The organism is Streptomyces sp. NBC_01255 (assembly GCF_036226445.1).
GTDB lineage: Bacteria > Actinomycetota > Actinomycetes > Streptomycetales > Streptomycetaceae > Streptomyces.
In genome coordinates this window covers 2,305,516-2,318,067 of record NZ_CP108474.1, presented here as the reverse complement: position 1 = coordinate 2,318,067, position 12,552 = coordinate 2,305,516, and the positions used below count along the sequence as shown (strand labels likewise).

Annotated in this window: 11 protein-coding genes; 8 read left to right on the top strand and 3 right to left on the bottom strand. The window is 72.7% G+C overall.

Translation table 11 applies throughout. The features are described from left to right. Positions 1 to 67 precede the first annotated feature (67 nt). Positions 68 to 853 (bottom strand): DeoR/GlpR family DNA-binding transcription regulator, encoded by a 786-nt coding sequence (locus OG357_RS10020; protein WP_329620831.1) that lies wholly within the window; start codon positions 851 to 853, stop codon positions 68 to 70. 103 nt (positions 854 to 956) lie between these two features. On the opposite strand from OG357_RS10020, the gene miaB reads away from it, so the two are divergent. After that, the gene (gene miaB / locus OG357_RS10015) at positions 957 to 2,486 is read left to right on the top strand and encodes a tRNA (N6-isopentenyl adenosine(37)-C2)-methylthiotransferase MiaB (RefSeq protein ID WP_329620830.1); all 1,530 of its coding nucleotides are present in this window, start codon (positions 957 to 959) and stop codon (positions 2,484 to 2,486) included. 178 nt (positions 2,487 to 2,664) lie between these two features. Then, positions 2,665 to 3,372: a class III extradiol dioxygenase subunit B-like domain-containing protein gene (locus OG357_RS10010; protein WP_329620829.1), complete on the top strand. Its 708-nt coding sequence runs from the start codon at positions 2,665 to 2,667 to the stop codon at positions 3,370 to 3,372. A 113-nt stretch (positions 3,373 to 3,485) separates the two neighbouring features. Here OG357_RS10010 and OG357_RS10005 read toward each other — a convergent pair whose 3' ends face one another. After that, positions 3,486 to 3,743 (bottom strand): antitoxin, encoded by a 258-nt coding sequence (locus OG357_RS10005; protein ID WP_329620828.1) that lies wholly within the window; start codon positions 3,741 to 3,743, stop codon positions 3,486 to 3,488. 77 nt (positions 3,744 to 3,820) lie between these two features. Next, on the bottom strand, positions 3,821 to 4,210 hold the full coding sequence (locus tag OG357_RS10000) for a hypothetical protein (RefSeq protein WP_329620827.1): 390 nt from the start codon (positions 4,208 to 4,210) through the stop codon (positions 3,821 to 3,823). Positions 4,211 to 4,349: 139 nt separating this feature from the next. Here OG357_RS10000 and miaA point away from each other — a divergent pair, with 139 nt between their 5' ends. The 6 genes from miaA to hflX all read left to right on the top strand — a co-directional run bounded on the left by miaA (position 4,350) and on the right by hflX (position 12,459). Beyond that, the gene (gene miaA, locus OG357_RS09995) at positions 4,350 to 5,288 is read left to right on the top strand and encodes a tRNA (adenosine(37)-N6)-dimethylallyltransferase MiaA (RefSeq protein ID WP_329620826.1); all 939 of its coding nucleotides are present in this window, start codon (positions 4,350 to 4,352) and stop codon (positions 5,286 to 5,288) included. Between the two features lie 108 nt (positions 5,289 to 5,396). Then, positions 5,397 to 5,873 carry a hypothetical protein gene (locus OG357_RS09990; protein ID WP_329625549.1) on the top strand — a complete coding sequence of 159 codons (477 nt, stop codon included), beginning with the start codon at positions 5,397 to 5,399 and terminating at the stop codon, positions 5,871 to 5,873. A 66-nt stretch (positions 5,874 to 5,939) separates the two neighbouring features. Then, entirely contained in the window at positions 5,940 to 6,878 is a 939-nt protein-coding gene (gene dapF / locus OG357_RS09985) for a diaminopimelate epimerase (protein WP_329620825.1), read from the top strand. A gap of 140 nt (positions 6,879 to 7,018) precedes the next feature. Continuing rightward, positions 7,019 to 9,223 (top strand): RelA/SpoT family protein, encoded by a 2,205-nt coding sequence (locus tag OG357_RS09980; protein WP_329620824.1) that lies wholly within the window; start codon positions 7,019 to 7,021, stop codon positions 9,221 to 9,223. A gap of 111 nt (positions 9,224 to 9,334) precedes the next feature. Further along, positions 9,335 to 10,825, top strand: a complete 1,491-nt coding sequence (locus OG357_RS09975) for a M1 family metallopeptidase (protein ID WP_329620823.1) — start codon at positions 9,335 to 9,337, stop codon at positions 10,823 to 10,825. Positions 10,826 to 10,965: 140 nt separating this feature from the next. Further along, positions 10,966 to 12,459 (top strand): GTPase HflX, encoded by a 1,494-nt coding sequence (gene hflX / locus OG357_RS09970; protein WP_329620822.1) that lies wholly within the window; start codon positions 10,966 to 10,968, stop codon positions 12,457 to 12,459. Positions 12,460 to 12,552 lie beyond the last annotated feature (93 nt).

Genomic DNA, 12,552 nt, shown 5'->3' with positions numbered 1-12,552 from the left:
GGGTACGAGCACGGAGTGCGCAGCACCGGCCCAGGTACGGGCCCAGGCGCCGGTGCGGTGGGCTGTTTCAGGCCAGGTGTACGTCGACGCCCGCGTCCCGCAGCGCGTCCAGCGTCTGGGGGCCACCGGGGTGCGTGGCGGCGTCCTCGGCGGCCCGGTCGGTGACGAAGTGGTGCGCCACGTCCAGCTCGGCGACCCGGCTGAACGCCCGCACGCCGAGCTTGGTGGCGTCCGCCACCGCGACCGTACGGTCGGCCCGGGCGAGTCCGGCCTGCTTGACGGCCGCGTCGTCCAGGGAGAACTCCGACCAGCCGTGTTCGGCGTGCACCCCGCCGATGGACATCAGGAAGCAGTCGAAGGCCAGCGATTCCAGCGTGCGCAGCGCGAGCGGGCCGACGAGGGACCGCTCGCCGGGACGCGACCGGCCGCCGACGAGCAGGAGGTCGATCCCCGGTCTGTCGGCCAGGACCACCGCCGCCTGGATGCTGAGCACGGCGACCGTCAGCGGGCCCCGGGCGGCCAGGTGCTCGGCCACGTGCACGGTCGTGGTCCCCGCGTCCAGGAGGACGCGTGACCCCGGCTCGACCAGCGCGGCCGCTGCCGCGCCCAGGCGGTCCTTGGTGGCGGCCTGCCACGGCTCGCGCGCCGAGAAGCCGGCGTGTTCGTCGCGTACGCGGGTGGCGACGGCGCCGCCGTGCACCCGGCGCACGAGGCCCTGACGCTCCAGCGCGTCGAGGTCCCTGCGGACGGTCATCTCCGATACGCCCAGTCGACGGGAGAGCTCCGACACGGAAACCCGGTCGGAGCCCTGCACCAATCGCAGGGTCAGGTCCAGACGATTGGCGACACCCATGACCCATTTCTATCACGATGATGTTCGAACGAACATGCCTGTGTGTGAACGGGTCGACGAGAACCAGCGGGGGCACTCCCCGGACCGCCTACCCTGGTGACTCATGACCAGCAGCAGCGACCGGAGTCCCGCAGTGAGCGTTGAAGGATCCAAGACCTACGAGATTCGTACCTACGGGTGCCAGATGAACGTGCACGACTCCGAGCGGCTCTCCGGTCTGCTGGAAGAGGCGGGCTACGTCAAGGCCCCCCGCGGGTCCGACGGCGACGCCGACGTCGTGGTCTTCAACACCTGCGCGGTGCGGGAGAACGCCGACAACAAGCTGTACGGCAACCTCGGCCGGCTCGCCCCGATGAAGACCACGCGCCCGGGCATGCAGATCGCCGTCGGCGGCTGCCTCGCCCAGAAGGACCGCGACACCATCGTCAAGAGGGCCCCCTGGGTCGACGTGGTCTTCGGTACGCACAACATCGGCAAGCTGCCGGTGCTCCTGGAGCGCGCCCGCATCCAGGAGGAGGCGCAGATCGAGATCGCCGAGTCGCTGGAGGCCTTCCCCTCCACGCTGCCGACCCGGCGCGAGTCCGCCTACGCCGCCTGGGTCTCGATCTCCGTCGGCTGCAACAACACCTGCACCTTCTGCATCGTCCCGGCGCTGCGCGGCAAGGAGGAGGACCGCCGTCCCGGCGACATCCTCGCCGAGATCGAGGCCCTGGTCGCCGAGGGCGTCTCCGAGATCACCCTGCTCGGCCAGAACGTCAACGCGTACGGATCGGACCTGGGCGACCGCGAGGCCTTCTCCAAGCTGCTGCGGGCCTGCGGCCAGATCGAGGGCCTGGAGCGGGTCCGCTTCACCTCCCCGCACCCCCGGGACTTCACCGACGACGTGATCGCGGCGATGGCCGAGACGCCGAACGTGATGCCGCAGCTGCACATGCCGATGCAGTCCGGCTCGGACTCGATCCTCAAGGCGATGCGCCGCTCGTACCGGCAGGAGCGTTTCCTCGGGATCATCGAGAAGGTCCGCGCGGCCATTCCGCACGCCGCCATCTCCACCGACATCATCGTGGGCTTCCCCGGCGAGACCGAGGAGGACTTCGAGCAGACGATGCACGCCGTCCGCGAGGCCCGCTTCGCGAACGCCTTCACCTTCCAGTACTCCAAGCGCCCCGGCACTCCGGCCGCCGAGATGGACGGCCAGATCCCCAAGGACGTCGTGCAGGAGCGCTACATGCGCCTCGTCGCGCTCCAGGAGGAGATCTCCTGGGAGGAGAACAAGAAGCAGGTCGGCCGCACCCTGGAGGTCATGGTCGCCGAGGGCGAGGGCCGCAAGGACGGCGCCACGCACCGCCTCTCCGGCCGCGCCCCCGACAACCGGCTCGTCCACTTCACCAAGCCGGAGCAGGACGTCCGGCCCGGCGACGTCGTGACCGTCGAGATCACCTACGCCGCCCCGCACCACCTGCTCGCCGAGGGCCCGACGGAGTCGGTACGCCGTACCCGCGCCGGTGACGCCTGGGAGAAGCGCACCACGGCGGCCGCCGCGAAGCCGGCGGGCGTGCTCCTCGGCCTCCCGAAGATCGGCGTCCCGGAGCCGCTCCCGGCAGCCGACGCCCCGGCCTGCGGGAGCCACTGACACGAGGGCGCGCGCGTGAGGGCGCGCGCGTCCAGGGACGTCGAGGGCGCGGCACTCCGGGGCCGGCCATCACGGCGCGGCGCCCGGCGGCCATGGGGTGCGGCGCCCGGTGACCGTGAGGGCACGGCGCCCGGCGTCGGCGGGGGAGCGGGCGTGGCCGCGCAGTAGGGTGCGGATCATGCTTGTCGCCGCAGCCGTCTGCCCCTGTCCGCCGCTCCTCCTGCCCGAGGTCGCGACCGGCGCCGTCCCCGAGCTGGACGCCGCGCGCACCGCCTGCGCCGACGCCGTCGGACTGCTCGCCGCCTCGCGCCCCGACCGGCTGTACGTCGTCGGCCCCGCCGCCGCGGACACCGCCGGCGTCTTCCCGGCCGGTTCGACGGGTTCCTTCGCCGGCTTCGGCGTCGACCTCTCCGTACGGCTCGGTGACGGGCCCGCCGCCGACCGTCCCCTGCCCGCGAGCCTCGCCGTCGGCGCCTGGCTGCTCGGCCGCGCCGACTGGGCCGACGCGCCCGTCGAGGGCCGGGGCGTGGGCGAGCGGGAGACGGCGGAGGCCTGCGCCGCGACCGGCCGTGAACTCGCCGCCTCCGCCGGGCGGGTCGCGCTCCTCGTGATGGGTGACGGCAGCGCCTGCCGGACCGTGAAGGCGCCCGGCTACCTGGACGAGCGGGCGGCCGGTTTCGACGCCGGGGCCGCCCGCGCGCTGGGCACGGCCGACGTGGCCGCGCTGCTCGCGCTGGACGAGGACCTCGCGTACGAGCTGAAGGCGGCCGGCCGCGCGCCGTGGCAGGTCCTGGCGGGCGCCGCCGAGGGAGCGGGGCTGGAAGGCCGGCTCCTCCACGAGGACGCCCCGTACGGCGTGGAGTACATCGTCGCCGCCTGGTCCTGACAGGACGACACGCGAGACGCGTGACGCGAGAACGGCGGACGGCCGCGGAGCATGATGCTCCGCGGCCGTCCGCCGTGCGGAGGGGAACTGTCGTCTGCGGGTGACGCCGGTCGTCAGGCGGCCGGCGGCGGGGTCGCGCCGCCGCTCCCGGGCGTGCCGTCGTCCTTGTGGCCGATCCGGTCCACTACGTCCTTGGCCTTGCCCGTACCGGACTGGATCTTGTCGCTGTACTTGCCCTTGGTCTTCTCGTCGACCAGTTTCGCCGCCTTGTCGAGACCGTGGTCGATCTTGCCCCCGTGCTGCTGCGCGAGGTCGGCCACCTTGTCCTTGGCAGGGGCGAGCTTGGCCTTCAGCGAATCCAGGAGACCCATGGGGCACCTTCCCTCCGCGGACCCCCGGGGGATCCGTGTTCCGTATGCGATGTATCGCCCCCAGGAACCCCGGGGGCCTACTTGCGGGCGCCTTCGCCTGCCTCGTTGTCCGCGGCGGCCTCGGCCGACTGCTGCTTCGGGATCTCCACGACGTCGGAGGCACCCTCGGCCTTGTCGGCGACATCGAGATCGGCATCGGCGTCGACATCCACGTCGACGCGGGCATCGGCATCGACACCGGCACCGGCACCGCCATCGACGTCTTCCTCGACATCGGTGTCGGCGTGGGCATCAGCGTCGATTCCCGCGCGGATCTCCGCGGCCTCCGTCGTCTCCGTCTCCGTCCCAGCCTTCGACTTCGCCTCCGTCACCTCGTCGTCCTGCGACGCCACGACGGCCCCGGTCTCCTCCGGCGAGGCCTCGACCACATCCTTCTTCTTACGGCGAAAGACTGCAAAAACGCCCATATTCACTCCATAGCGTACTCGGATGGGAGGGGCTCGGCGGTGATCGACGGCCGGAACCTCGCAACAGGCAACGAACCCGGATGGGGGTCGTCACGTAGCTCGTTCGGGGACGGGCCCTGAGGTTTGCGAGACTGGTCCAGTGAGAAGCGCAGCTCCCGCCCCGCGGGTCATCGCCGTCGTCGGTCCCACTGCGGCCGGAAAGTCCGATCTGGGTGTATTTCTGGCCCAGCAGCTCGGCGGCGAGGTCGTCAACGCCGACTCGATGCAGCTCTACCGGGGGATGGACATCGGGACCGCCAAACTGACGCTGGAGGAACGGGACGGCGTCCCGCACCACCTCCTCGACATCTGGGACGTGACCGAGGCCGCCAGCGTCGCCGAGTACCAGCGGCTGGCCCGCGCCGAGATCGACCGGCTGCTCGCGGCCGGCCGCACCCCCGTCCTCGTCGGCGGTTCCGGCCTGTACGTACGGGGGGCCGTCGACGCCCTGGAGTTCCCCGGCACCGACCCCGCCGTCCGGGCCCGGCTGGAAGCCGAGCTGGAAGAGCGGGGCTCCGGCGTCCTGCACGCCCGGCTCGCCGAGGCCGACCCCGAAGCGGCCCGCGCGATCCTGCCCAGCAACGGACGCCGCATCGTCCGCGCGCTCGAAGTCATCGAGATCACAGGCAAGCCCTTCACCGCCAACCTGCCCGGACACGACTCCGTCTACGACACCGTCCAGATCGGCGTCGACGTCGCCCGCCCCGAACTGGACGAGCGGATCGCCACGCGCGTGGACCGGATGTGGGAGGCCGGCCTCGTCGACGAGGTGCGCACCCTGGAGGCGCGGGGCCTGCGCGAGGGCCGCACCGCCGCCCGCGCCCTCGGCTACCAGCAGGTCCTCGCCGCGCTGGCGGGGGAGTGCACCGAGGACGAGGCGCGCGCGGAGACCGTACGCGCCACCAAGCGCTTCGCCCGTCGCCAGGACTCCTGGTTCCGCCGCGACCCGCGCGTCCACTGGCTCAGCGGAGCCGCCGATCACCGCGGGGAACTCCCGCGAGAGGCGCTGTCGTTGGTCGAACGAGCGGTTACAGCCTGATCACGTGATGGCATCGGGACGCCCTGCCCGTCAGTTCGGCGGTCAGGAGCGTGCCATCATCGAGCATCGATCGACCAAGTGGAGTCCGAGTGGGGAGGGCGCGTGGCGATGGAGGCCGGCCCTCGCGACAGAGAACCGCAGGAAGCGGTCCTGGGCGACTCGACGGGCGATGCCCCGGTCGGGGCCCCGGGCCTGACACCGGACGGTCCTGACGACGCGGAAGGTACCGCCGTCGAGGTGGACGCCGACGAGGTGGAGGTCGAGCTCAGGCCGCAGCGGCGCCTGCGGATCTGGCAGCTCGCCCCGATCGTCTGCCTCGCCGCCGTCGGCTCCCTGATGTTCGCGTTCCCGCTCGCCTTCGGTTCGGGCGACGGCGGCGCCGTCCTCGCCATGCTCGGACTGCTCATCAGTTCCTGCGCGGCGGGCTGGGGCATGATGGCCGCCCGCAAGGTCGGCTACACGTGGCCCGGCCTTCCGCAGCGCGGCTCGGGCGAGCGCCCCGACTGGCGCGTCCTCGCCCTGTACGTGGCGACGATCGCGGTCCTGGTCGCCCTGGCCGTCTGGCGCGTCGCCCGCCTCCGCTGATCTCTCCGTACGTCTCGTGACGGACGGCCGCGCCGGCTGCCGGACCCGCCCCGTACAGTTGATCTCGTGACCAGCACGCAGACCTCCCCGCTCCCCTTCCTCAAGGGCCACGGCACCGAGAACGACTTCGTGATCGTCCCCGACGCGGACAACACCGTCGAGCTGAGCCCGGCCTCCGTCGCCCGGCTCTGCGACCGACGGGCCGGCGTCGGCGGGGACGGGCTGCTGCACGTCGTGCGCAGCGCGGCCCACCCCGAGGCGCGGCACCTGGCCGACGAGGCCGAATGGTTCATGGACTACCGGAACGCCGACGGCTCGGTCGCCGAGATGTGCGGCAACGGCGTCCGGGTCTTCGCGCGCTACCTCCAGCACGCCGGGCACGTCACCGCGGGCGAGGTCGCCGTCGCCACCCGCGGCGGGGTCAAGCGCGTCCACCTCGACAAGGACGGCTCCGTCACCGTCTCCATGGGGCGCGCGGTCCTGTCCGAGGCCGGAGTCACCGTCACCGTCGACGGCCGCAGCTGGCCCGCGCGGAACGTGAACATGGGCAATCCGCACGCGGTCGCCTTCGTCGAGGACCTCGGCCACGCGGGCAACCTCTTCACGGAGCCGCCCTACGAGCCCGCCGCGGTCTACCCGGACGGGGTGAACATCGAGTTCGTCGCCGACCGCGGCCCCCGGCACGTCGCCATGCGGGTCCACGAGCGCGGCGCCGCCGAGACCCGCTCCTGCGGCACGGGCGCGTGCGCCGTCGCCGTCGCCACGGCCCGCCGCGACGGCGCCGACCCGACCGTGAGCGGCACCCCCGTCACGTACACCGTCGACGTCCTCGGCGGGACCCTCGTCATCACCGAGCACCCCGACGGCGAGATCGAGATGACCGGACCCGCCGTCATCGTCGCCGAGGGCACCGTCGACCCGGCGTGGCTGTCCGTTCCCACGGGGGCCGTTCCCACGGGGTCGAATCCCACGGGAATCCAGGGAATCGAAACAGTCAACGACTGATTTGTCGCTCGAATGGGTGATCCGATTCACGCTGAGCGAGAGCGTGACTGCGCCACGTGGTGGGGTCGGTAGCATCAAGCACCGGCCCCCAGGGCACGCCTGGCCCGCCCACCGCCGGTCGATGTTGCCGGAGGTGCCCCATGAGCGCAGAGGCCACCAACCCTGTGAGCGCGGCCGACGCCGCCGTCACCGACACGACCGTCCGCAGACGCGGACGCGCCCGGATCGACCTGCGCCGCCTCGGCCGCGCCGCCCTGCTGGGTGCCACCGCGGGACCCGCCCCCCGTGACCGGCTGCCCGACGCCATCAGCCATGTCGCCGAGGCGCACCGGGCCCACCACCCCGACGCCGACCTCGCGGTGCTCCGCCGGGCCTACGTCCTCGCCGAGTCCTCGCACCGCGGCCAGTTCCGCAAGAGCGGCGAGCCGTACATCACGCACCCGCTCGCGGTCACGCTCATCCTCGCCGAACTCGGCGCGGAGACCACCACCCTGACCGCCTCGCTCCTCCACGACACCGTCGAGGACACCGAGGTGACGCTCGACCAAGTGCGCCGGGAGTTCGGCGACGAGGTCGCCTACCTCGTCGACGGCGTCACCAAGGTGGAGAAGATCGACTACGGCGCCGCCGCCGAACCCGAGACCTTCCGCAAGATGCTCGTCGCCACCGGCAACGACGTCCGGGTCATGTCGATCAAACTCGCCGACCGCCTCCACAACATGCGCACCCTCGGCGTGATGCGGCCCGAGAAACAGGCCAGGATCGCCAAGGTCACCCGGGACTTCCTCATCCCCCTCGCCGAACGGCTCGGGGTCCAGGCCCTCAAGACCGAGCTGGAGGACCTCGTCTTCGCGATCCTCCACCCCGAGGAGTACGAGAACACCCGCGCCCTCATCGCCGAGAACTCCCACGCGGGCGATGCCCTCGACGCCGTGGCCGAACAGCTCGGCGCGGTCCTCCGCGAGGCCGGCATCGGCGCCGAGGTCCTCGTCCGGCCCCGGCACTTCGTCTCCGTGCACCGCGTCCGCCTCAAGCGCGGCGAGCTGCGCGGCTGTGACTTCGGGCGGCTCCTCGTCCTCGTCGCCGAGGACGCCGACTGTTACGGGGTCCTCGGCGAGCTCCACACCTGCTTCACCCCGGTGATCTCCGAGTTCAAGGACTTCATCGCGACCCCCAAGTTCAACCTGTACCAGTCCCTGCACACCGCGATCGCCGCCCCCGACGGGGCCGTGGCCGAGATCCTCATCAGGACCCACCGGATGCACACGGTCGCCGAGGCCGGAGTCGTCGCCCTCGGCAATCCGTACACGGGCCAGGAACCCTGCCCAGGCCCGACGCCGCCCCCGGGGCAGCCCGCCCCCGCCCTCACCCCCGACCCGCAGCCCGAGGACGGCGAGCGCGTCGACCCGACCCGCCCCGGCTGGCTCTCCCGGCTCCTCGACTGGCAGCAGTCCGCCCCCGACCCCGACACGTTCTGGAGCTCGCTCCGCGCCCACCTCGCCGAGGACGACGAGATCACCGTCTTCAGCGCCGACGGCAGCGCGCCCGGCACCCTCAGCCTGCCCGCCGGAGCCAGCTGCGTCGACGCCGCCTACGCCCAGCACGGCGAGGCCGCCCACGGCTGCCTCGGCGCCCGGGTCAACGGCCGCCTCGCCCCCCTGAGCACCGTCCTCGGCGACGGGGACACCGTCCAGCTGCTGCTCGCCCAGGACACCGTGTCCGGGCCCTCTCCCGAGTGGCTCGACCACGCCCGTACCGCCGCCGCGCGGATCGCGATCACCGGCTGGCTCCAGGCCCACCCCGAAGCGGCCACCGCCCCCGCCGACGCAGGCCCCCGGCCCCAGGTCAACGTCCCCGCCGACCGGCGGTCCGGCGCCGTGCTCCACGCCGACCTGGACGGCGAGCCGCCCACCGCCGTCCGCCCCGCCGGCTGCTGCACCCCCGTACCGCCCGACGAGATCACCGGATTCCGTGTCCGCGGCGGCTCGGTCACCGTCCACCGGGCCGGCTGCGCGGCCGTCGAGACCATGCGCGGGGTGGGCCGCGAGCCCGTCACCGTCCGCTGGGGCGACACCGCCCAGTGCCGGGTCACCCTCGTCGCCGAGTCCTTCGGCAGGCCGCGCCTCCTCGCCGACCTCACCGAGGCCATCGCCACCGCCGGGGCAGCCGTCGTCTCCGCGACCGTCGAGCCGCCCAGCGAACAGCGCGTCCGCCACACGTACACGCTCCACCTCCCCGACGCGGCCGGGCTCCCCGCCCTGATGCGGGCCATGCGGGACGTACCGGGGGTGTACGACGTGACCCGCGCCCGCCGCAGCGGCAGGACAGGGCACGGCACGGCGTGAACCGACGCGACCCGACATGACCCCCCTTCGGGTGGCGGGCGAGCGCGCCGCCCGGAGGAGCGGGGAAACCCCTGGTAGCCGTAGGGCCAGTCCTCCGGAAAGGCCTGGCCCATGCCGCTCGTCCGAAACCCCCTGCCCCGCGCGCGGTGGCTGCGCGCAGCCGTCCTCGTCGCCGCCTCGACCGGGCTCGTCGCCGCCGCGCTGCCCGCACCGGCGCCGCTCGGCATCGGCGACCCGCTCTTCCCGCACCTCGGCAACCCCGGCTACGACGTCCTCGCGTACGACCTCGACCTCACCTACCCGGGGGTCAACACGAAGCCGCTCGCCGCCGTGACCCGGATCGACGCCCTCGCCACCGAGGACCTGGAGCGGCTCAACCTCGACTTCACCCACGGGACCGTCTCCGCCGTGACCGTCGACGACCTGCCGGCCTCGTACACGAGCAGCGGCGAGGACCTGATCGTCACCCCCGCCGTGCCGATCGACGCCGGCGAACCCGTCGAGATCACCGTCACGCACACCAGCGACCCCACAGGCCCCGCCGACACCGGCGGCTGGGTCCGGACCGGCGACGGCCTCGCCATGGCCAACCAGGCGGACGCCGCCCACCGCGTCTTCCCCTCCAACGACCACCCCGCCGACAAGGCGCACTTCACCTTCCGGATCACCGCCCCCAGCGCGCTCACCGCCGTCGCCAACGGCCTGCCCGCCGGACGCGTCGACCACGGCGCCACCACCACCTGGACCTACCGCACGCGCCACCCCATGGCCACGGAGCTCGCCCAGGTCTCCATCGGCAGCTCCACCGTCGTGCACCGGAGCGGCCCCGGAGGCCTGCCCGTACGGGACGTGGTGCGGACCGCCGACCGGGAGCTGATGGAGCCCTGGCTCCGCAAGACCCCCGGCCAGCTGGAGTGGATGGAGCGGCAGGTCGGCCCGTACCCCTTCGAGACGTACGGCGTGCTCGTCGCCGACGCCGAAACGGGCTTCGAGCTGGAGACGCAGACCCTCTCCCTCTTCGAGCGGGGTCTCTTCACGGAGCCCGGCTACCCCGAGTGGTACGTCGACTCGATCATGGTGCACGAGCTGGCCCACCAGTGGTTCGGCGACAGCGTCACGCCCCGCAGGTGGTCCGACCTCTGGCTCAACGAGGGCCACGCGAGCTGGTACGAGGCGCTGTACGCGGAGGAGAAGGCCGGCAAGTCCCTGGAGCGGCGCATGAAGGCGGCCTACGCGGCCTCCGACGAGTGGCGGGCCGACGGCGGCCCGCCCGCCGCGCCCGAGCCGCCCTCGCCCGGCCACAAGATCAGCCTCTTCCGGCCCGTCGTCTACGACGGCAGCGCCCTCGTCCTCTACGCCCTCCGGCAGGAGATCGGCACCGAGGCCTTCCGGCACCTGGAGCGCCGCTGGGTCGCCGACCACCGGGACTCCACCGCCACCACCGCCGACTTCACGGCCCTGGCCGGCGAGATCGCGGGACGGGACCTCACCGCCTTCTTCCGCGAGTGGCTGTACGCGGCGAAGACCCCGCCCATGCCCGGGCACCCCGACTGGCGCACCCGCCCGGCCGAGGCCGCCGGGACCGCGCCGAAATCCGGGTGACGGGCCCGGCCGGGCCGTGCCACCATCGTCAGGTCGGCGACGCGGCCGGAACCGGGAATCTTCCGGTGCCGTCACGCGTTGCGACGGATACAGAACCAGCTTCGTCGCTGTCAGGCGACGTCATTCGACGTAAGGACCCAATGACCTCCTCTTCTTCCCCTTCCCAGGACGAGCAGCGCTTCGCGGAGACGAACCGTACCGAGAGCCTTCGGGCCGATGCCCTGATGGAAGAGGACGTCGCCTGGAGCCACGACATCGACGGAGAGCGGGACGGCGAGCAGTTCGACCGCTCCGAGCGCGCGGCCCTGCGGCGCGTCGCCGGCCTCTCCACCGAGCTCGAGGACGTCACCGAGGTCGAGTACCGCCAGCTGCGCCTGGAGCGCGTCGTGCTGGTCGGCGTCTGGACCTCGGGGACCGTGCAGGACGCGGAGAACTCCCTGGCGGAGCTCGCGGCCCTCGCCGAGACGGCGGGCGCCCTCGTGCTCGACGGCGTGATCCAGCGCCGTGACAAGCCGGACCCGGCGACCTTCATCGGTTCCGGCAAGGCGCGCGAACTGCGCGACATCGTGGTCGAGACCGGCGCCGACACCGTCGTCTGCGACGGCGAGCTCAGCCCCGGCCAGCTCATCGCCCTCGAAGACGTCGTCAAGGTGAAGGTGGTCGACCGGACCGCCCTCATCCTCGACATCTTCGCCCAGCACGCCAAGTCCCGAGAGGGCAAGGCGCAGGTCGCACTCGCGCAGATGCAGTACATGCTGCCGCGGCTGCGAGGCTGGGGTCAGTCGCTGTCCCGTCAGATGGGTGGCGGCGGCGGTGGCGGCATGGCCACCCGCGGTCCCGGTGAGACCAAGATCGAGACCGACCGGCGCCGCATCCGCGAGAAGATGGCGAAGATGCGCCGGGAGATCGCGGAGATGAAGACCGGCCGCGACATCAAGCGGCAGGAGCGCCGCCGCAACAAGGTGCCGTCGGTCGCCATCGCCGGATACACCAACGCGGGCAAGTCCTCCCTGCTCAACCGCCTCACCGGCGCGGGCGTCCTCGTGGAGAACGCCCTGTTCGCCACCCTCGACCCGACCGTGCGCCGGGCCGAGACGCCCACCGGCCGGGTCTACACCCTGGCCGACACCGTCGGCTTCGTCCGGCACCTGCCGCACCACCTGGTCGAGGCGTTCCGCTCCACCATGGAGGAGGTCGGTGACTCCGACCTCATCCTGCACGTGGTGGACGGCTCCCACCCGGCTCCGGAGGAGCAGCTGGCCGCCGTGCGCGAGGTCTTCCGGGACGTCGGCGCGGTGAACGTCAAGGAGATCGTCGTCGTCAACAAGGCGGACGCGGCGGACCCGCTGGTCCTCCAGCGCCTGCTGCGGATGGAGAAGCACTCCATCGCGGTCTCGGCCCGTTCGGGCCAGGGCATCGAGCAGCTGCTCGCGCTCATCGACGCCGAACTGCCGCGCCCCGAGGTCGAGCTCGAAGCCCTCGTGCCGTACACGCAGGGCGGTCTCGTCTCGCGGGTGCACGCCGAGGGCGAGGTGCAGTCCGAGGAGCACACCCCGGAGGGCACCCTGCTCAAGGCCCGGGTGCACGAGGAACTGGCGGCGGTGCTCGCGCCGTACGTTCCCGCCGCGCACTGATCCACGGCACGACCACGGAGGGCGCTGTCCTCCTCCCGTTCGGGGAGGAGGACAGCGCCCTCCGTCGTGATGCGGTGCGGTGCCGTGCGACGG

What these genes read in the sequence shown, in the direction of transcription:
- OG357_RS10010 (WP_329620829.1), top strand. Translation starts at nt 2,665, where the DNA reads ATGCTTGTCGCCGCAGCCGTCTGCCCCTGTCCGCCGCTCCTCCTGCCC.
- OG357_RS09975 (WP_329620823.1), top strand. Translation starts at nt 9,335, where the DNA reads ATGCCGCTCGTCCGAAACCCCCTGCCCCGCGCGCGGTGGCTGCGCGCA.
- OG357_RS10005 (WP_329620828.1), bottom strand. Translation starts at nt 3,743, where the DNA reads ATGGGTCTCCTGGATTCGCTGAAGGCCAAGCTCGCCCCTGCCAAGGAC.
- hflX (WP_329620822.1), top strand. Translation starts at nt 10,966, where the DNA reads ATGACCTCCTCTTCTTCCCCTTCCCAGGACGAGCAGCGCTTCGCGGAG.
- OG357_RS09990 (WP_329625549.1), top strand. Translation starts at nt 5,397, where the DNA reads ATGGAGGCCGGCCCTCGCGACAGAGAACCGCAGGAAGCGGTCCTGGGC.
- miaB (WP_329620830.1), top strand. Translation starts at nt 957, where the DNA reads ATGACCAGCAGCAGCGACCGGAGTCCCGCAGTGAGCGTTGAAGGATCC.
- OG357_RS10000 (WP_329620827.1), bottom strand. Translation starts at nt 4,210, where the DNA reads ATGGGCGTTTTTGCAGTCTTTCGCCGTAAGAAGAAGGATGTGGTCGAG.
- OG357_RS10020 (WP_329620831.1), bottom strand. Translation starts at nt 853, where the DNA reads ATGGGTGTCGCCAATCGTCTGGACCTGACCCTGCGATTGGTGCAGGGC.
- OG357_RS09980 (WP_329620824.1), top strand. Translation starts at nt 7,019, where the DNA reads ATGAGCGCAGAGGCCACCAACCCTGTGAGCGCGGCCGACGCCGCCGTC.